General features: G+C 69.0%; 20 protein-coding genes. 13 read left to right on the top strand and 7 right to left on the bottom strand.

What is annotated here, in order from left to right; genetic code table 11:
• Positions 1 to 117: 117 nt before the first annotated feature.
• Positions 118 to 1,248, bottom strand: a complete 1,131-nt coding sequence (wecB, locus tag LXT23_RS43730) for a non-hydrolyzing UDP-N-acetylglucosamine 2-epimerase (protein WP_253986480.1) — start codon at positions 1,246 to 1,248, stop codon at positions 118 to 120.
• A 105-nt stretch (positions 1,249 to 1,353) separates the two neighbouring features.
• On the opposite strand from wecB, the gene kdsB reads away from it, so the two are divergent.
• Both kdsB and LXT23_RS43720 read left to right on the top strand, forming a co-directional pair.
• On the top strand, positions 1,354 to 2,103 hold the full coding sequence (kdsB, locus tag LXT23_RS43725) for a 3-deoxy-manno-octulosonate cytidylyltransferase (protein WP_253986448.1): 750 nt from the start codon (positions 1,354 to 1,356) through the stop codon (positions 2,101 to 2,103).
• Positions 2,104 to 2,105: 2 nt separating this feature from the next.
• Complete coding sequence (locus LXT23_RS43720; protein ID WP_253986447.1) at positions 2,106 to 3,044, top strand: hypothetical protein; 939 nt, start codon at positions 2,106 to 2,108, stop codon at positions 3,042 to 3,044.
• Here LXT23_RS43720 and LXT23_RS43715 read toward each other — a convergent pair.
• On the bottom strand, positions 3,037 to 3,885 hold the full coding sequence (locus LXT23_RS43715) for an aldo/keto reductase (protein ID WP_253986446.1): 849 nt from the start codon (positions 3,883 to 3,885) through the stop codon (positions 3,037 to 3,039). The two genes, LXT23_RS43720 and LXT23_RS43715, sit on opposite strands and share 8 nt — an antisense overlap.
• Positions 3,886 to 3,991: 106 nt before the next feature.
• On the opposite strand from LXT23_RS43715, the gene LXT23_RS43710 reads away from it, so the two are divergent.
• The 6 genes from LXT23_RS43710 to LXT23_RS43685 all read left to right on the top strand — a co-directional run bounded on the left by LXT23_RS43710 (position 3,992) and on the right by LXT23_RS43685 (position 10,130).
• Positions 3,992 to 5,761 (top strand): ABC transporter ATP-binding protein, encoded by a 1,770-nt coding sequence (locus LXT23_RS43710; RefSeq protein ID WP_253986445.1) that lies wholly within the window; start codon positions 3,992 to 3,994, stop codon positions 5,759 to 5,761.
• Between the two features lie 307 nt (positions 5,762 to 6,068).
• Positions 6,069 to 6,302, top strand: a complete 234-nt coding sequence (locus tag LXT23_RS43705) for a hypothetical protein (protein ID WP_253986444.1) — start codon at positions 6,069 to 6,071, stop codon at positions 6,300 to 6,302.
• A gap of 84 nt (positions 6,303 to 6,386) precedes the next feature.
• Positions 6,387 to 8,027: a CTP synthase gene (locus tag LXT23_RS43700; protein ID WP_253986443.1), complete on the top strand. Its 1,641-nt coding sequence runs from the start codon at positions 6,387 to 6,389 to the stop codon at positions 8,025 to 8,027.
• The gene (kdsA, locus tag LXT23_RS43695) at positions 8,024 to 8,860 is read left to right on the top strand and encodes a 3-deoxy-8-phosphooctulonate synthase (RefSeq protein WP_253986442.1); all 837 of its coding nucleotides are present in this window, start codon (positions 8,024 to 8,026) and stop codon (positions 8,858 to 8,860) included. Before LXT23_RS43700 ends, kdsA begins: the two co-directional genes overlap by 4 nt.
• A gap of 33 nt (positions 8,861 to 8,893) precedes the next feature.
• A complete protein-coding gene (locus tag LXT23_RS43690) occupies positions 8,894 to 9,475 on the top strand; it encodes a KdsC family phosphatase (RefSeq protein ID WP_253986441.1) in 582 nt (193 codons plus the stop codon).
• 34 nt (positions 9,476 to 9,509) lie between these two features.
• On the top strand, positions 9,510 to 10,130 hold the full coding sequence (locus LXT23_RS43685) for a response regulator (protein ID WP_253986440.1): 621 nt from the start codon (positions 9,510 to 9,512) through the stop codon (positions 10,128 to 10,130).
• Positions 10,131 to 10,241: 111 nt separating this feature from the next.
• On the opposite strand, the gene LXT23_RS43680 is transcribed toward LXT23_RS43685, so the two are convergent.
• Together LXT23_RS43680 and LXT23_RS43675 are read right to left on the bottom strand one after the other, a co-directional pair.
• On the bottom strand, positions 10,242 to 10,685 hold the full coding sequence (locus LXT23_RS43680; protein ID WP_253986439.1) for an Hsp20/alpha crystallin family protein: 444 nt from the start codon (positions 10,683 to 10,685) through the stop codon (positions 10,242 to 10,244).
• A 231-nt stretch (positions 10,686 to 10,916) separates the two neighbouring features.
• Positions 10,917 to 11,111 (bottom strand): CPXCG motif-containing cysteine-rich protein, encoded by a 195-nt coding sequence (locus LXT23_RS43675; protein ID WP_253986438.1) that lies wholly within the window; start codon positions 11,109 to 11,111, stop codon positions 10,917 to 10,919.
• A gap of 81 nt (positions 11,112 to 11,192) precedes the next feature.
• On the opposite strand from LXT23_RS43675, the gene LXT23_RS43670 reads away from it, so the two are divergent.
• Positions 11,193 to 12,041 carry a GspE/PulE/PilB domain-containing protein gene (locus LXT23_RS43670; protein WP_253986437.1) on the top strand — a complete coding sequence of 283 codons (849 nt, stop codon included), beginning with the start codon at positions 11,193 to 11,195 and terminating at the stop codon, positions 12,039 to 12,041.
• 75 nt (positions 12,042 to 12,116) lie between these two features.
• Here the strand turns inward: LXT23_RS43670 and serB are convergent, their stop codons facing one another.
• The 3 genes from serB to LXT23_RS43655 all read right to left on the bottom strand — a co-directional run bounded on the left by serB (position 12,117) and on the right by LXT23_RS43655 (position 15,715).
• Entirely contained in the window at positions 12,117 to 13,310 is a 1,194-nt protein-coding gene (gene serB, locus LXT23_RS43665; protein WP_253986436.1) for a phosphoserine phosphatase SerB, read from the bottom strand.
• Positions 13,311 to 13,323: 13 nt separating this feature from the next.
• Positions 13,324 to 14,892 carry a serine/threonine-protein kinase gene (locus tag LXT23_RS43660; protein WP_253986435.1) on the bottom strand — a complete coding sequence of 523 codons (1,569 nt, stop codon included), beginning with the start codon at positions 14,890 to 14,892 and terminating at the stop codon, positions 13,324 to 13,326.
• 73 nt (positions 14,893 to 14,965) lie between these two features.
• Positions 14,966 to 15,715 (bottom strand): TIGR02266 family protein, encoded by a 750-nt coding sequence (locus tag LXT23_RS43655; RefSeq protein ID WP_253986434.1) that lies wholly within the window; start codon positions 15,713 to 15,715, stop codon positions 14,966 to 14,968.
• A gap of 104 nt (positions 15,716 to 15,819) precedes the next feature.
• Between LXT23_RS43655 and LXT23_RS43650 the strand changes: the two genes are divergently transcribed.
• The 4 genes from LXT23_RS43650 to nuoK all read left to right on the top strand — a co-directional run bounded on the left by LXT23_RS43650 (position 15,820) and on the right by nuoK (position 18,564).
• Positions 15,820 to 16,308 carry an NADH-quinone oxidoreductase subunit NuoE family protein gene (locus LXT23_RS43650; RefSeq protein ID WP_253986433.1) on the top strand — a complete coding sequence of 163 codons (489 nt, stop codon included), beginning with the start codon at positions 15,820 to 15,822 and terminating at the stop codon, positions 16,306 to 16,308.
• Positions 16,309 to 16,342: 34 nt separating this feature from the next.
• Entirely contained in the window at positions 16,343 to 17,683 is a 1,341-nt protein-coding gene (gene nuoF, locus LXT23_RS43645; protein ID WP_253986432.1) for an NADH-quinone oxidoreductase subunit NuoF, read from the top strand.
• Positions 17,680 to 18,186, top strand: coding sequence for an NADH-quinone oxidoreductase subunit J family protein (locus LXT23_RS43640; protein WP_253986431.1), 507 nt, complete (start codon positions 17,680 to 17,682; stop codon positions 18,184 to 18,186). The genes nuoF and LXT23_RS43640 overlap by 4 nt, the downstream gene beginning before the upstream one ends.
• A 75-nt stretch (positions 18,187 to 18,261) precedes the next feature.
• Complete coding sequence (gene nuoK / locus LXT23_RS43635) at positions 18,262 to 18,564, top strand: NADH-quinone oxidoreductase subunit NuoK (RefSeq protein WP_253986430.1); 303 nt, start codon at positions 18,262 to 18,264, stop codon at positions 18,562 to 18,564.
• Positions 18,565 to 18,572: the final 8 nt, after the last annotated feature.

Here is an 18,572-nt window from a genome sequence, read left to right as displayed (position 1 = left end):
CGGCCCCACCGCACAGTCCGCACGGAGGCCCGGCCCCCGGAAAAGCAGCCGGGCGCCCTCCCCCTCCTCCGAGTGGGAAGACGCCCGTGACGCACCGGAGCCACCCGGTGCCGTGGCTCAGGCGGACGCGGCGCGCAGCGGCGCGTTCTCCACGCCCAGGAAGCGCGAGAACAGGTCGGCGATGCGCTCGCCGCTGCGGCCGTCCCAGTACGCCGGGATGCGGCCCTTCTTGCCCTGCCCGTCGAGCACGCGGTCCGCGGCCTGGCGGATGGTGTCGGGGTCGGTGCCCACCACCTCGTTGGTGCCCTCCTCGACGGTGATGGGGCGCTCGGTCTCCTCACGCAGGGTGAGGCACTGGATGCCCAGCGCGGTGGTCTCCTCCTGGAGGCCGCCCGAGTCGGTGAGCATGAGCCGCGCCTGTGCGGTGAGCGCGACGAAGTCCAGGTAGCCCATGGGGTCCACGGGACGCAGGTTCGGGTGACTCTCGAACCAGTGGCCCAGGCCCTGCTCGGCAATCATCTTCCGCGTGCGCGGGTGCACCGGGAAGATGACGGGCAGCCGCGTGGACACGTGGGCAATGGCGGACAGCAGCCCGCCCAGCAGCCGTGGGTCATCCACGTTGGAGGCCCGGTGGAGCGTGCATACCGCGTAGCCGCGCGGGGTGATGCCCAGGTCCTTCAGGGTGGTCAGCTTGTCGGCCTTCTCCTTGGCCACCAGGAGCGAGTCGATCATCACGTTGCCCACGAGGTGGATGCGGGCCGGGTCGATGCCCTCCTTGAGGAGGTTGGCGTCCGCGTCGCGCGAGGGCGTCAGCAGCAGGTCGGCCAGCCGGTCGGTGACGACGCGGTTGACCTCCTCCGGCATGTGCCGCACGAAGCTGCGCAGGCCCGCCTCCACGTGGGCCAGCGGAATCACCAGCTTCGACGTCACCATCGCGGCGGCGACGGTGCTGTTGACGTCACCCACCACGGACACCAGGTCCGGCTGGTGCTCCAGGAAGACCTTCTCCAGGTCCACCATCATGCGCGCGGTCTGCTGCGCATGGCTGCCCGAGCCGATGCCCAGGTGGACGTCGGGCGCGGGCAGGCCGAGGTCAGCGAAGAACACGTCGCTCATCTTGGCGTCGTAGTGCTGGCCCGTGTGGACGAGGATTTGCTGGAGCGGGGTGCGCGCGGCGATGGCCCGGTAGATGGGCGCGACCTTCATGAAGTTCGGACGCGCGCCGACGATATGGATGACCTTCTTCATTTCGCCAGCGAACCTAGGCACTGCGCGTCCACTGCCTAGTGGTCTCAGGTGGGCGCGGCTGCCGGTAGCGGCGTTCCGTCCTGAATCTGATAGACGGGATGTGTCATGTCCTCGTCCTCCGCCCCGAAGACAGTCGCCGTCATCCCTGCCCGCCACGCCAGCACCCGCTTCCCTGGCAAGCCGCTCGCCCTCATCGCCGGCCGGCCGATGATTGAGCACGTGTGGAATCGCTGCCAGGAGGCGAGGACCTTCGACGAGGTGTGGGTGGCCACCGACGACGCGCGCATCTTCTCCACGGTGGAGGGCTTCGGCGGCCGGGCCATCATGACGAGCCCCGACTGCGCCACGGGCACGGACCGGGTGGCGGAGGTGGCGCGCGTGCGTCCGGATGTGGACGTCTGGGTGAACGTGCAGGGTGACGAGCCGCTGGTGGACCCTGCCGCGCTGAAGGTGCTGGCGGGACTCTTCGAGGACACCTCGGTGCGCATGGGCACGCTGGTGCGCCCCCTGGAGGAGGACGAGGCGGGCAGCTCCAACGTGGTGAAGGCGGTGCTCTCGCTCGACGGGAACGCGCTCTACTTCAGCCGCAGCCTGGTGCCCTTCGTACGCGAGCCGGGGACCCCGGTGCGGCGCTGGGGCCACATCGGCCTCTATGGCTACCGGCGGGACGTGCTGCTGACGCTGGCGGGCCTGGCGTCCACCCCGCTGGAGGAGGCGGAGAAGCTGGAGCAACTCCGCGCGCTCGAGTACGGCATCCCCATCCGCTGCGCGCGGGTATCCTGGCGCACGGTGGCGGTGGACGTCCCCGGGGACGTGGCGAAGGTGGAGGCCATCATGCGAGAGCGGAGAGCGTAGCCATGGGCTTCTGGAGTGACCTGTTCGGAGGGGGCAAGAACAAGGCGCCGAAGGAGGAGCCCACCTCCCCTGCCCCGGAAACTCCCGGTGCGACGGCGGAGGCGCCACCCCAGCCGGTGGAGCCACCCAAGCCGGTGGAGCCGCCCAAGCCGGTAGAGCCACCCAAGCCGGTGGAGCCGCCCAAGCCGGTAGAGCCACCGAAGCCGAAGCTGGAACGGAAGCAGGAGACTCGCAAGCAGCAGCTCGAGGAGGACGAGGACATGGAGGGCGTGCAACGGCTGTTGTCTCGCAAGGTGGAGCGGGTGCTGGAGCAGCTCGGCACGCTGGCGGCACGGGCGCGCACGGGTGAGGAGGTGCCCTCCCTCACCGTCACGCTGCACCTGGCGCACGGCCACACCATGACGGGCGAGGTGGTGGACTACGTGCCGCGCGAGTCGGTGCTGCTGGCGCTCGGCAAGGAAGGCCTGCTGCGCTCTGCCTCGGTGGCCTACGTGGACCTGACCACGGTGGTGGCGGTGTCGGTGGGCAACGCGGACAAGCTGCTGGAGCTGGCGCAGCTCGTGCGCCCCAACCCCACGCGGCAGGACCTGATGTCGCTGATGGAGAAGCTGCCGCACGCCCTCATGGAGCAGTTCTGGCCGGGCGAGGCGTCGCTGGGCGGCCGTCCGCTGCGCTTCGAGGTGGACTGGGTGGGGCTGGACGACGAGCCGGGCCGCCGCGCCCTCGAGACGGCGATGAACGTGGCGGGCCATGCGCTGCGCGCGCTGGTGCAGGAGCGGGGACGCGAGGTGCTCCGCCGCATCCTCACCGTGCGCTTCGTGCAGGGCCGCGACACGCGCGTCGCCGTGGAGGGCGAGACAGGCACGGTGTCGGTGGCTCCCGGCTCCGGGGAGCCCACCGTGTCCGCCTTCAAGAAGGCCTTCGCCGCCGGAATCAGATGACGGGCAGCCCCTCGGGCTCGTCGCCCAGGGGGAAGGCCGCGTCGAGCCGGGCCAGCTCGTCGGCGGAGAGCTTCACCGACGCGGCGGCGGCGTTGTCGCGGACGTGGGCCTCGCGGCTGGCCTTGGGAATGGCGAACAGCGACGGCCGGCGCACGAGGAACTGGAGCGCCACCTGGTACGGCGTGGCCTTGTGCGCGCGGGCAATGGCCCCCAGCACCTTGCCGCCCGGGCTGTCCGGCTCGGGGAAGCTCCCGTTGCCGAAGGGGCTGTAGCCCACCACCGCCACGCCGTGCTTCTCGCACCACGGAATCACGCCGTGCTCAATCGAGCGCTCCTCCAGGTGGTACAGCACCTGGTTGCACGCGATGCGCCCCGGCCCCGCCAGCGCGAGCGCTTCTTCCAGGTCGTCCACGTCGAAGTTGCTCACGCCCCACGAGCGAATCTTCCCGTCCTTCACCAGCTTCTCGAAGGCGCGGACCGTCTCCTCCAGCGGGTGCGGCCCTGGCCAGTGCAGCAGGTAGCAGTCCAGCCGGTCCGTGCGCAGGCCCTTGAGGCTGCGCTCACACGCGGCCAGCGTGCCCGCGTAGGTGGCGTTGGACGGCATCACCTTGGACACGAGGAAGACCTCGTCCCGCCGGCCGGCGATGGCCTCGGAGACGATGTGCTCCTCCACCTTGCCGCGCCCGTACAGCTCCGCGGTGTCCACGTGCGTCAGGCCCAGGTCCAGCCCGGCGCGCAGGGCGCGGATGGCGCTTGCCCGGTCGTCGTCCTCCATCTGCCACGTCCCCTGTCCCAGGACGGGTACCGCCACTCCGGTTCCGCCAAAGCTTCGCTTTTCCACGGCAAACCTCCATCAGAGCGACCGCGCGTGAAGGATGGGCACCCTCCGGGGAGACTGGCAGGCCTCCGACGGTGCGCGCGTGGAGGGTAAGCGTTAGGCTCCGCCGGTGTCTTCCTCCGAGAAAAAGTCCCCGCCCCCCACACGTCCCTCCGGCGTCACGCTGCGCCGCCTGCTGTCCCTCGCCCGGCCTGAGCTGGTCTTCCTCACCTGGGGCACCCTCTTCCTGCTGGTGAGCAGCGCGGCCTCGCTGGCCTACCCCAAGGCCATCGGCAGCCTGGTGGACGAGGCGCTCGGCTCCCGCAGCCAGGACCGGCTCGACGCGCTCGCCCTGGGGATGGTCGCCGTCTTCGTGGTGCAGGGCGTGGCCATGGCCCTGCGCGCCTACCTCTTCAACACCTCCGGCGAGCGCGTGGTGGCGCGGCTTCGCAAGGACCTGTTCCGCGCGCTGCTGTCGCAGGAGGTGGCCTTCTTCGATGCGCGCCGCACCGGCGAGCTCACCAGCCGGCTCGCCTCGGACACCACCGTCCTGCAGAACACCGTCACCACCAACATCTCCATGGGCCTGCGCTACACGGTGACGGCGCTGGGCGGCATCGCGCTGCTCTTCTACACGTCCGCCCGACTCACCGGCGTCATGCTCGCCATCATCCCCGCGGTGGCGGTGGGCGCGGTGTTCTACGGCCGCCGGGTGCGCGTCATCTCCAAGCAGGTGCAGGACGCGCTGGCCGCCAGCAGCGAGGTGGCCGAGGAGGACCTGTCCGGCATCCGCACCGTGCGCTCCTTCGCCGCCGAGCGCCATGAAGTCGACCGCTATGGCGCCGCGGTGGACCGCTCCTTCGAGCTCGCCCGCGAGCGCTCGCGCCAGTCCTCCATCTTCATGGGCGCGGCCTCCATCGCCGGCTACGGCTCCATCGCCGCGGTGCTCTGGTACGGCGGCCGGCTGGTGGTGGCCGGCGACCTCACGGTGGGCGCCCTCACCTCGTTCCTCATCTACACCATGCTGGTGGCCTTCTCGTTCAGCGCGCTGGCGGAGCTGTGGGGCGACTTCATGCGCGCCACCGGCGCCGCCGAGCGCGTCTTCGAGCTGCTGGACCGCAAGCCCGCCATCCCCTCCGGCGGTGAGCGGCTCGCCGAGGTGCGCGGCCACGTGGAGTTCCGCGACGTGCAGTTCGCCTACCCCACGCGTCCGGACGTGCCCGTGCTGCAGGGGCTCAATCTGGAGATGCGGCCCGGTGAAGTCGTCGCGGTGGTGGGCCCCTCGGGCGCGGGCAAGTCCACGCTGGCCTCGCTGCTGTCGCGCTTCTATGACCCGCAGGGCGGCGCGGTGCTGCTGGACGGCCACCCGCTCACCTCGCTGGAGCCCGAGTGGCTGCGCCGCAACATCGGCATGGTGGCGCAGGAGCCGCAGCTGTTCTCCTGCTCCATCGCCGACAACATCCGCTACGGCCGGCCCGACGCCACCGACGCCCAGGTGGAGGACGCCGCCCGCGCGGCCAACGCGCACGCCTACATCCAGCGCTTCCCGGAGGGCTACGGCACCCCGGTGGGCGAGCGCGGCGTGCAGCTCTCCGGTGGCCAGAAGCAGCGCGTGGCCATTGCCCGCGCCGTGCTGAAGGACCCGCGCCTGCTCATCCTCGACGAGGCCACCAGCGCCCTGGACGCGGAGAGCGAGCACCTGGTGAAGGACGCGCTGGAGCGGCTGATGAAGGGCCGCACCACGCTCATCATCGCCCACCGCCTGTCCACCGTGGCCAGCGCGGACCGCGTCCTCGTGCTGGAGGGCGGCCTCGTCATCCAGAGCGGCACCCACGCGGCCCTCATGGGCCAGGAAGGCCTCTACCGCCGGCTGGTGGAGCGCCAGTTCGTTGCCGCCTGAACGTCTGCCCTCCCTCCAGGCGCGGTAATGGGTTCAAGGAGTATGGCGCGTATTTCGGACCCTGATTAAATCCGGCTCCTCGAAAGGAGGTGATGCCTTGATCGACAGCAAGTCCAAGGCGTCCACCTCCGCTTCGGTGGCCTGAAAAGGTCCTGGAGCGGTGGCAGACGCTGGCGGTTCGGGCCCGTTCCCCTACATGGGGGACGGGCCTTTTTACGTCGGCTCGGGAATGCGGAGACGACCTCCCTGTTCGGACGCGCCGGGGGGAGTGGCCGACCCACGAAGTTCCATCCGGGAGTCCTTTGCCGTGTCCATCACCCCGTGCCCCAGCCCGCTGCCCACTGCCCTCCGTGACGAGGAGGCGGTGGATACCCAGCGCAACCTGTTCTGCCCGAACTACGACGCCTGCCTGCACCTGGTGGTGAAGCGTGGGTGGGAGGGGTGGAGCTGCCGCAACTGCGACCTCCGCCAGTTCCGCGTGGGCCAGCCCACCGCCCGCGAGTTCGCCGTCGCCCGCCCCGGTGCCTGGGACGGCAACTGACGCTGCGTCCAGCGCTTCACCGACCGGCCGTCCATCGGAAACAGAATAATTGACGCATCCCTCCCTCAGTTGGCAGAACGGGACATGCGCTCCAAGAAAACCAAGTTCATCTTCGTGACGGGCGGAGTGGTCAGCTCCCTCGGCAAGGGCCTCGCCTCGGCTTCGATTGGCGCCCTGCTGGAGAACCGCGGGCTGGCCGTCACCCTCATCAAGCTGGACCCGTACATCAACGTGGACCCGGGCACGATGAGCCCGTTCCAGCACGGCGAGGTGTTCGTCACCGAGGACGGCGGTGAGACGGACATGGACCTGGGCCACTACGAGCGGTTCACCAACGCCCGGATGAGCCGGCTCAACAACTTCACGTCCGGCCGCATCTACCACGCCGTCATCATGAAGGAGCGGCGCGGCGAGTACCTGGGCAAGACGGTCCAGGTGATTCCGCACATCACCGACGAAATCAAGTCCAGCATCCGCCAGGCGGCGCAGGACGCGGACGTGGTGATTGTCGAGGTCGGCGGCACCGTGGGCGACATCGAGTCGCTGCCCTTCCTCGAGGCCATCCGCCAGATGCGCTACGACGTGGGCAGCGAGAATGTCGTCTACGTGCACCTGACGCTGCTGCCGTACATCGGCGCGGCCGGCGAGGTGAAGACCAAGCCCACGCAGCACTCGGTGATGAAGCTGCGCGAGATTGGCATCCAGCCCGACTTCCTCGTGTGCCGCACGGACCGCGAGGTGTCGCGCGAGATAAAGGACAAGATTGCCATGTTCTGCAACGTGGACACGCGCAGCGTGTTCACCTCGCCGGACGTGAAGAGCATCTACGAGCTGCCGCTGGAGCTGCACCGCCAGGGCCTGGACGAGCGGCTCGCGGAGGTCCTCAACATCTGGAGCCGCGCGCCCCACCTGGAGCGCTGGGAGAACATCATCCGCAAGGTGTACGAGCCGGCGCGAGGGCAGGTGCGCATCGCGATTGTCGGCAAGTACGTCAACCTCACGGAGAGCTACAAGAGCCTCAACGAGGCGCTGCTCCACGGCGGCATCGCCAACGACGTGAAGGTGAACCTGCACTTCGTGGACAGCCAGGACGTGGAGGCGCAGGGGCCGGAGGCGCTGCTGGCCGGCGTGGACGCCATCCTGGTGCCCGGCGGCTTCGGCGTGCGAGGCACCGAGGGCAAGATTGCCGCCGTGCGCTACGCGCGCGAGAAGAAGGTGCCGTTCTTCGGCATCTGCCTGGGCCTGCAGATGGCGGTGGTGGAGTTCAGCCGCACCGTGCTGGGCCTGGCGGCCGCCAACAGCCTGGAGTTCAACGAGCACACCCCGCACCCGGTGGTGACGCTCATGGAGAGCCAGGTGAAGGTGCAGGACAAGGGCGGCACCATGCGCCTGGGCAGCTACGCGTGCGCCATGAAGCCCGGCTCGCTCGCGCAGAAGCTCTACGGCCAGGACCTCATCCAGGAGCGCCACCGCCACCGCTACGAGGTCAACAACGCCTACCGCGGCAAGCTCCAGGAGGCCGGCCTCGTCATCTCCGGCCACAACCCGGAGCTCAACCTGGTGGAGATGATTGAGCTGGCGGACCACCCCTACTTCGTCGGCTGCCAGTTCCACCCCGAGTTCAAGAGCAAGCCCTTTGCTCCCCACCCTCTCTTCTCCGGCTTCATCCGCGCGGCGGTGGAACACCGTGACGCGAATGCGACGGCCGGCCAGGTGCGCGCATGAGCGGTACCCTCCCCATTGAACTGTGCGGCTTCAAGGTCGGCCCCGGCCAGAAGCTCTTCATCATCGCCGGCCCGGACAGCATCGAGTCCGAGGACATGGCCCTGCGCCACGCCCACATGCTGAAGGAGATTACGGGCCGGCTGGGCGTGCCGTATGCCTTCAAGTGCTCCTACGACAAGGCCAACCGGACAAGCGGGAAGTCCTTCCGAGGCCCGGGCCTCAAGGAAGGGCTGCGAATTCTAGCACGCATCCGGAAAGAGGTCGGTGTCCCGGTCCTCACGGACGTCCACGAAACCAGCCACGTCGGGCCTGCCTCGGAAGTAGTGGATATCATCCAGATACCGGCCTTTCTGTGCCGGCAGACGGACCTGGTGGAAGCCGTGGCTCGGACTGGAAAGGGCGTGAATCTCAAGAAGGGGCAGTTCGTGGCCCCCAAGGACATCGTCCACTCGGCGCGCAAGGCGTTCGAGTCGGGCAACCCCAACGTGCTCGTCACCGAGCGCGGCTCCACGTTCGGCTACAACAACCTCGTGGTGGACATGCGCGGCCTCGCCCAGATGCGCGAGGCGGGCCTCGCCGTCTGCTTCGACGCCACCCACTCCGTGCAGCTGCCCAGCGCCGGCAATGGGGAGACGGCCGGCGAGCGCAAGTTCGTCGCCCTGCTCGCCCGCTCCGCGGCCGCCGCCGGGATTGACGCGTTGTTCACGGAAGTCCATGAGGATCCGGACCGTGCCCTGTGTGACGGTCCGTGCTCACTGAATCCACAGATGTTCGAGGACGTGGTACGAAATGTGCTGAACATCCGCCGGGTGCTGGGGCACGAGCCCGGCTGATGAGGTTGAACATGGGGAGGAACCAGGCAAGCCATGGTGACTGAAGCGCCTTCCAAGCCAGGCAAGGAAGAGCTGACGTCCCGCGCGGCACGCGTGCGCCTGCTCGTGTTCGACGTAGACGGGGTCCTCACCGACGGTGGCCTCTATTACGGCGCCGCCGGTGAGCTGATGAAGCGCTTCGATGTGAAGGATGGCCACGCCCTGGTCATGGCCCGCCTCTCAGGCCTGCCTGCTGCCATCCTCACGGCCCGCACCTCGAGCATCGTGGAGGTCCGCGGGCGGGAGCTCGGGCTGGCCGCTGTATTCCAGGGCCGCCGCGACAAGGGTGCCGCACTGGACGAGCTTCTCCAGCAGTTGGGCGTGCCCGCCGAGGCATGTGCCTACATGGGAGATGACCACAACGACCTGGCCCCGCTGTCACGCGTGGGACTGGCCGCTTGTCCCGCGGATGCGGTTCCTGAAGTGCGTCAGGAGGTCCACTTCGTTACGCAGAGCCCAGGCGGCCGAGGGGCCGCTCGGGAGCTCGTGGAGCTTTGTCTCAAGGCCAGTGGCCGCTGGGACGACGCAGTGGGTCTGATGAGAGGGACTGATAGACGCGTTGCGCAGGGTGGTTGAAGAAACCCCGTATTCAAGGTAGGTGATTAATTCCATGGGCAGCGGAATGATGCAGCAAGAGGGGAGTACGGCGATGACGGACCAGCTCTACACGACGCACGACATCAGTCGTTTGCTTCAGGTGGATCCGTCCACGGTGAGCAAGTGGATTGACCGGGGCATCCTGATGGCATTCAGGACTCCGGGTGGCCATCGCCGGGTGCGCTCGGCGGACCTGCGCACCTTCCTCATCACCCACCAGATGCCGGTTCCGGAGGAGCTGGGCAGCGGCACGGTGCGCCTGCTGGTGGTGGATGACGAGCGCGCGGTGCTGGACGCCATCAAGCGCGCGTTCAAGCCCTACGCGGCGCAGGTGGAGCTGCAGACGACGACGAGCGGCGTGGAAGCGCTGCTGCTGGTGTCGGAGCAGAAGCCGCACGGCATGATCATCGACCTCAACATGCCGGACATCGACGGCCTGGAGGTCTGCCGGCGGATTCGTGCGCGCAAGCAGATGGAGGGCGTGCGGCTCATCACCATGACGTCCCTGCACTCGCCCGAGGTCGTCGAGCAGAGCAAGCAGGCCGGCGCGCTGGCGTGCATGGCCAAGCCGCTGGACGTGCAGCAGGTGCTGGAGTTGTTCCGCGTGCCGCTGGCGCTGAGCGCCAAGCGCTAGGGAGGAAGGGCTTCCGCTCCCCTCGCGGAAGCCCTCGGCAGGGGGGAAGTGTGGAGGAAGCCGCCACCGCTGACGCGGGAAGCGGCCTCCCGGGAGAGGTCTGCGCGCGGCTCAGCCCTGGACCTTGACCTGGATGACGCGGGGCTTGGACTCCTCGCGACGGGGCAGGGTCAGCGTGAGCACGCCATTCTCGTAGCGCGCCTCCACCTTGGAGGCATCCACCGTGTCCGGCAGGGCGAACGTGCGCGCGAAGCTCCCGAAGCCGCGCTCCTGGCGGTGCACGGTGACGCCCTGGGCCTGCGGCTCCGCCTTGCGCTCGGCCTGCACGGTGAGGACGTCGTTCTCCACCTTCACCTGGATGGCCTTCGCCTCGACGCCGGGGATGTCCAGCTGCAGCGTCACGCCGCTCTCGGTCTCGATGATGTCGGCGGCGGGCACGCGCTCACGCGGCGCCTGACGGCGCACCGGCTGCGTCAGCTCGCGGAAGAGCGCGTCGAAGTCGCGCATGAAGGGGTTGACGACGACGGCGGAGTTGAACGGGTTGCGGCTCTGCATGGTCTTCTCCTGTGCGTGTCGCCCTTCCGGGCGCACGTCATGACTGACAAAGGGTTGTCCATTTCGCGGTCGCCGCGGCCCCCCACCGGGGCTCCAGCGCCGCCTCACAGGACTCAAGAGAACCATGCTCGCGGACGTGTCAAGCAACGCCCCCGCGCCGCCAGGAGCCCTCCTGCACCCCGCTTTCGCAGCCTGCCCGCCTGCCCTGCCAGGGAGCAGAGAGGCCCTGGCTCAGTCGTCGTCGCGGCCCAGGGAGACGGACACGGCGTCCTCCTCCCGGGACACGTGGACCGTCCAGGGGCGGCAACACACCGAGCAGTCCTCGATGTAGGTCTCCGAGCTGGCCCCGACGGGGTCCACGTCGACTTCGACCTCTTCACCGCAGTAGGGGCAGACCTGGGTGGCGGCTTCGGCGAAGGGCTGCATGGGGTGCCTCCTGGGGGGCTGGAGCAGGCGTATGCATCACAGACTGAGCGTCCGCGCATTCAGACGGTAGACTGTCGGACCATGGCCGCTCCTTCCCGCAATCGCATCGGCGAAATCCTCGTCAAGGCCCGCGTCATCGACGACCTGCAGCTGCGCAGCGCGCTCGCCAGTCAGGACCAGTGGGGCGGGCGCCTGTCGCGCATCGTCGCGGACCTGGGGCTGGCCACGGATGAGACCATCGCCGAGGCCATCTGCCAGGGCCTGGGGATGCAGCGCGTGCAGCTGGGCAACATCACCCGGGACGCCGGGGCGCTGGCGCGCGTGGACGTCACCCTGGCGGAGCAGAAGGGCATCTTCCCGGTGGGCCTGAAGGACAACGGGAAGACGCTGGTGCTGGCCATGGCGGACCCCACGGACCTGTCCACCCTGGACCAGGTGGCGGCGAAGAGCCGCGCCCGCGTGGTCGTCATGGTGGCGAGCGAGCGGGAAATCGAGCACGCCATCCTCCGCCACTACCGGAACCAGGAGCCCGTCTCCAGCACCCGCTTCAGCGGCTCCCCGTCCCAGTCCTCCTCCGGAGGCGAGTTCGACGAGCAGGGCGAGGACGAGTTCAAGGTCGTCGACATGAGCGGCAAGACGGTGGTGAAGCGCATCGCCGACATCGTCCCGCCCGGGTCCCCCGCCACCGCCCCCGCGGAGAAGCCGGGCCCGCCCGTCCCCGGCGCCGGCGCGAGCGCCGGAGACATCCTCGACGAAATCCTCGCCGGCGGGACGCCCAAGTCGGAGTGGACGGAGGAGGACCTGCAGCGCCTCAACACCGTGCAGCAGAACCAGGAGAAGAGCTCCAAAATCCTCCGCGCCCTGCTGGAGCTGCTGCTGGAGAAGGGCCAGCTCCAGCAGAAGGAGCTGGCGGCGCGGATGCGGCTGTAGCCCCCGGCGCGCAGGCCTTGCGCCCGGCGCGCAGGCCTTGCGCGGGCCGCGCGGGATTTGCGCGGCCGGTGTCCTCTAGCGGACTTCCTGGAGCTCGCGTCCGGTGAGGCCCAGCAGGTGGAGGATGGCGTCGAGGCCGCTGGCGGAGATGGACGTGTCGGCCGCCTCGCGCAGCTTGGGCTTGGCGCGGAAGGCGATGCCCAGCCCGGCGCGCTCCAGCATGAGCAAGTCGTTGGCGCCGTCCCCCACGGCGATGACCTGGTCGAGGAGGATGCCTTCTGATTGGGCGAGCGTCTCCAGCAGCTCGGCCTTGCGGCGCGCGTTGACGATGGGCCCCAGGGTGCGGCCGGTGAGCTTCCCGTCCTGCTCCTCAAGGACGTTGGAGTACGCGTAGTCGATGCCGAGCTTCGACTTGAGCGCCTCCGCGGCCACGGAGAAGCCGCCGCTGATGACGGCGGTGCGGTAGCCCAGGCGCTTGAGCACGCGGACCAGCGTCTCCGCGCCCTCGGTGAGCGGCAGGTCCGCGGCGAGGCGCCGCAGGACGGAGACGTCCAGCCCGGCCAGCAGCGCCACGCGCTGGCGCAGCGACTCGTCGTAGTCCATCTCCCCCTGCATGGCGCGCTCGGTGATGCGCACCACCTGCTCGCCCACACCGTGCGCACGCGCCAGCTCGTCGATGACCTCGATGCGGATGAGCGTGGAGTCCATGTCCATCACCACCATCCGCTTGCTGCGCCGGTAGAGGCTCTCGCGCTGGAGGGCCACGTCGAAGGAGGTGGCCTTCATGGACAGCTCCAGCAGCGCGCGCTTGAGCGCGTCCGGGTCCTTCGCCGGAGGCAGGGTGATGCGAATCTCCACCGAGCCCAGGTGCGTCTCGGTGAGGCGGGCAATCCGCTCGATGTTGGCGCCATGCCCGGCCAGACACGCGGACAGCGCGTGCAGCTCCCGGGCGCCCAGCGCGCGGCCCACGGCGGTGACGACGTAGCGCTGCGGGCCGCCTCCGGCCACCGCGGGAGTCTCCTCCACCGCATGGAAGTCCAGCTCCACGCCGAGCTCCTTCGCGGCGAAGAGCAGCTCCTTCAGGACGCCGCTCGCCTCGGGGAGACGGACCAGCAGGCAGAGGGTGAGCCGGCCCTGCACCACCACCTGCTCCACGTCGAGCAGCTCCGCGTCCGCTTCGGCGAGCAGGCCCGTGAGGCGGGAGGTGATGCCGGGATGGTCCTTCCCGGTGACGCTGACGAGCACACTGCCGGACGGGCGCGAGGTCATGGGCACCCGTCAGCTACCCCTTCGGAGTGTCCGAAGAGAGGATGACGTCGCCGCGGACGAGGTACTCCTTGTCCGGGAAGGCCTTGTAGAAGTCCTCCAGCATCGCGTCCATGTCCGGGTAGCGCTGCTCGCGCTTGTCCTGGGTGGCCTTGTCGAAGAGCTGGTCCAGGCCGCTGGGGGCCTCGGGGTTGACCTCGGAGGGCAGCGCGGAGCGGCGGCCCGGAATCTGCCCGGTGAGCATCTCGTAGAGGAGGATGCCCAGCCCGTACACGTCCGCGGAGGCGCCCGGCTCCTTGCCCCCACGGCCCAGCAGCTCGGGGGCCATATAGGACATGCCGCCGGTGCCCATGAACACCTGGGGCATGCCCTTGGTGGCGTCCACCTCCACCACGCGGCCCAGGCCGAAGTCGGACAGCTTCGCGTTGCCGTACGCGTCGAAGAGGACGTTCTCCGGCTTGAGGTTGTGGTGCGTGAGGCCCGAGGCGTGCGCGGCCCGCAGGCCGTACGCCATCTGCAGGAACGCGCGCAGCGCGACGGGCACCGGGATGCCGTTGCCACCGCCCGCGTCCAGCCGCTCCTTGAGGCTGCCGTGCATCAGCTCCAGGACGAAGTAGGGCCGCGCGGTGTCCACGTTCTGGTCCACCACCTGGACCACGCCCGGGTGCCGCACCTGGGCCTGGGCGCACAGCTCCTTCTTCAGGCGCCGCAGCACCTCGCCGCGCTGGAGGAAGGAGAAGTAGCCGAAGATGTCCTTCAGCTCCTTGAGGCAGATGTCCAACCCCAGCGCGGTGAAGCGGCCCTTGAAGACGGTGCCCAGCGGCCCGGTGCCGATGGGGTCGAACTTCTGGTAGCGCAGGTCCAGCTCCGCGCCCTTCGGGGCGGAGGCGGCGGCCGGCGCGGCAGCGGCGGGAGTCGGAGCGGCGGGAGGAGGCATGGGGGCGGCGGCGAGCGGCGGAGTGATGGAGGGCAGCGATGCGGCGACCGGCGTGGGCGCGGACGGCGCGAAGGGCGAAGGCGCGATGAGGGTCGCCTCCCGGCGGGCTTCCGGCGCCGCCGGGGTGGCCGGCGCCAGGGAGAGCGGTGAGGCCTGCGACGCCGTCACCTCCAGCGCGGGCAGGCCGGTGCGCGAGCCGCGCGCGGGAGGCATGGCCGGGGGCGGAGCCGGCGGCAGGGGCGGAATCACCACCTCCGCCTCGTCCAGCAGCAGCTCCGGCGGGGGCGGCGGCATCACCAGCGGCTCGTCGGTGCCCTGCGCCACGGGCGGCTCGTCCTCGGAGGGGCCGAGCTGATCCGCGAAGAACTCGCCCACCTCGGAGGTGAAGCGGTCCTGCAGCTCCCCACCCGCCACCCGCTCGCCGTGCTCGGTGAGCTTGAGCTGGGCCTCGCGGTCCATGGCGATGTAGTGGAACTTGCGCAGGAAGAAGAAGTAGTTGTCGAACTCCAGCGACACGGACGGCTCGAGCGTGGCCTTCACATCGGCCAGCTTGTTGGAGCGTCCTAGACGGCCGTTCTCCCTCAGGTTGCGGAGGATGAACAGCGCCTCGCCACTGACGGTGTCGCGGTTGATGGCGGGCTTCGGCATGGGTGCGGAGGACTCTACGCGGACCCCGCGCCGGCGCTCAACGTTGGTCGCACTCTAAAGTGCGCGCCGCGCACTATTTGATGCGCAGCAGCTGCTTCACCGTCTCCAGCACTTCCACGAAGCGCACCGGCTTGCGCAGGTAGATGTCCACGCCCAGCTGCATGGCGCGGTCCTGCGCTTCCTTGCCGCCCGCGGAGATGGCGATGATGGGGATGGTCCTCAGGGCCTCTTCCTCGCGGATGCGCTCCACGAGGGCGAAGCCGTCCATCACCGGCATGTAGAGGTCCGTCATCACCAGGTTGAAGCGGCCCTCGCGCAGCATCAGCAGCGCGTGGTGCCCGTCCGGCGCGAAGTGGACCTCCAGCGGGACCTTCCCGTGGAGCTCGCCGCTGGCCAGCTTCTTCAGGACGTAGCTGTACATCTCGATGATGTGCGGGTTGTCCTCGACGATGAGCACACGGAACCCCTCGTGCTCGGCGTGGGACACCTGGCTGTCTGCTCCTGCCGCACTCAAGATGTCACCCAGTTTCCGCCGGTCCTGCTCGCGCTCCACGCGGACGCCGACGCCTCCGGGATGATCGGAGCTCGCCGGCCTGACCCAGGCCACGGTTCCGCAGACTTCTACCGGATCCAGCAGCCCCGGGAAAGAAAGTGCGAGCCGCACCTCCTCGTGCGGGCTGAATGCCTGCTCGGTCTGCACGAACAGGCCCTCATGGGACAGGTTCTCCGTCACGTCACGGGCCTGTCGCCCATCCGTGTAGTCCACCCTCAGCACGGCCGGGACTCGGGTGTGCTGGCGCTTGTCCTCTGGTCCCGGGCTCATAACAAGGGGTTGAAATCGCTCGGCAATTTGCTGATGGCCGCCCAGTGTAGCGTCGAGGGTTTATGTTGACAACGAAGCCATTGGGGCAATACGTACGCCCCGCCATGGCGGAGCCCCTGTTCACCCCTGAAGAGCAGAAGAAGTTCGACGCGGGAATCGCGGAGATCATCTCCCACTACCCTCCGGATCGCAAAAGCGCGGGCATGCTCCCGGCGCTGCGGCTGCTCCAGGAGCTCAAGGGTTGGCTCCCGCCCGAGGGACTGCGCCTGGTGGCCAAGCACCTCCAGGTCACCCCCGAGCGCGCCATGGAAGTGGCGAGCTTCTACGTGATGTACCACCTCAAGAAGCCGGGGAAGTACGTCATCGACGTGTGCACCAACCTCTCCTGCTCGCTCTGGGGCGCGGAGAAGATGCTCGCCTACCTGGAGGAGAAGCTCGGCCTCAAGGCAGGTGAAGCCAACGAGAAGTTCACCTTGCGGGAGACCGAGTGCCTGGCCTCGTGCGGTACGGCGCCGTGCCTGCAGATCAATGAGGATCATCACGAGAGCCTCACCCGGGCGAAGCTGGACGCCATCCTCGCCAAGCTGAGCTGATCCTCCACCCCTTCTCTGTCAGGACGTCACCATCATGGCCTCTACGGCAAAGGCGATTGAACCGATCATCTCGGCGGCCTGGGGCAAGCCGCAGTCCTGGACCCTGGACAGCTACCGCAAGCGGGGCGGCTACGAGGCGCTGAAGAAGGCGCTGGAGATGCAGCCGGCCGCCATCATCGACGAGGTGAAGAAGTCGAACCTCCGCGGTCGCGGCGGCGCCGGCTTCCCCACGGGCCTCAAGTGGAGCTTCGTCCCCAAGGACAGCCCCAAGCCCAAGTACCTCGCGGTCAACGGCGACGAGTCCGAGCCGGGCACCTTCAAGGACCGCTACATCCTCAGCGACGACCCGCACATGATGCTGGAGGGCATCGCCATCGCGTCGTACGCGCTGGGCGTGCACACCTGCTACGTGTACCTGCGCGGCGAGTTCAAGTTCCAGGCGGAGCGCACCCAGGCGGCCATCGACGAGGCCTACAAGGCCGGCATCTTCGGCAAGACGCTGCTGGGCAGGGACTTCGAGCTCAACTGCTACCTGGTGCGGGGCGCGGGCGCGTACATCTGCGGCGAGGAGACGGCGCTGCTGGAGAGCCTGGAGGGCAAGAAGGGCTGGCCCCGCCTCAAGCCGCCCTTCCCCGCGGTGGTGGGCCTGTTCGGCTGCCCCACGGTGGTGAACAACGTGGAGACGCTCGCCAGCGTCCCCGCCGTGTTCCAGAAGGGCTCGGACGCCTACGCGAAGCTGGGCACGGACAAGTCCGGTGGCACCCGCCTCGTGTGCCTCTCCGGCACGGTGAACCGGCCGGGGGTGTACGAGGTGTCGATGTTCACCACCCTCGCCGAGCTCATCTACGACGACCAGTACGGCCGGGGCATGCCGGCGGGCCGCAAGGTGAAGGCCGTGATTCCGGGCGGCTCCTCGGCGCCGGTGCTGGGCGCGGACGAGCTGGACGTGGCCATGGAGTTCGAGGCCCTCAAGGTGAAGCAGACCATGGCGGGCTCCGGCGGCGTCATCGTCATGGACGACGCCACCTGCATGGTGCGCAGCCTGTGGCGCGTGGCGCGCTTCTACGCGGAAGAGTCCTGCGGCCAGTGCACGCCGTGCCGCGAGGGCACGCCCTGGCAGACGCGCCTTCTGCGCAAGATTGAAGAGGGCCGCGGCGAGCCGGGCGACGTGGACATGCTGTCCAACGTGGCCTCGTCGATTGCCCCCTACCCGCCCATTGGCCTGGGCAACACCATCTGCGCGCTCGGTGACGCGGCGGCGCTGCCCACGCACTCGTTCCTCATGCGGTTCCGGGACGAGTTCGAGGCGCACATCCGCGAGCACCGCTGCCCGTTCGGCGACAAGCCCTGGGGTTCGTTCGGAGACTGGTCTTGAACATCGAGCTCATCCTCTTCGGGGCGTTCGCGCTCCTGACGCTGCTGTCGGCCGGCATGGTCATCTTCGCGCGCAGCCCCATCAACTCGGCCATGGCGCTGGTGTCCACGTTCTTCTTCCTGGCCGGCATCTACGTGCTGCTGTGGGCGCACACCGTGGCCGTGCTGCAGGTGCTCGTGTACGCGGGCGCCATCATGGTGCTCTTCCTCTTCGTCATCATGCTGCTCAACCTGGGCGAGTCCCCCACGCGGGGCCGGCCCACGCTGGCGCGCATCGCCGGCGGCGGGGCGACGGTGGGACTGCTGGCCGTGCTGGCCATCATCCTGTCGAAGGTGCCCGGCGAGGTCGCGCCCATGAGCACGGAGGCGCAGGCCACCTTCGGCACCATGGGCAACCTGGGGCAGGCCATCTTCACCCAGTGGTTGTTTCCCTTCGAAGCGGTGAGCCTGCTGCTGCTGGTGGCCATGGTGGGCGCGGTCGTGGTGGCCAAGTCGCGAATCTGATCGCCGTCCCCCGACAACTTTCTGTGCTAGATGGCGGCCCACACGGTAGCCGCCCGCGAGGCCCCGAATCGGCCCATGGTTCCCATCACCTACTACCTCCTGCTTGCCGCCGCGCTGTTCTGCATGGGCATGTTCGGCGTCCTCGTGCGGCGCAACGCACTGGTCGTCTTCATGTGCGTGGAGCTGATGCTCAACGCGGCGAACCTGACGTTCCTGGCGTTCGCCCGCATGCGCGGTGACAGCGTCGGCCACGTCTCCGCCTTCTTCGTCATCGCGGTGGCGGCGGCCGAGGCGGCCATCGGCCTGGCCATCGTCATCGCCGTGTTCCGCAGTCGGGGCAGCGTCCTGGTGGAAGACATCCGGACGATGAAGCACTGACGCCGCCA

Source organism: Pyxidicoccus xibeiensis (genome assembly GCF_024198175.1).
Taxonomy (GTDB): Bacteria; Myxococcota; Myxococcia; order Myxococcales; family Myxococcaceae; genus Myxococcus; species Myxococcus xibeiensis.
Note: the sequence above shows the minus strand (reverse complement) of the source record. Positions and strands in the feature narration are given on the sequence as shown.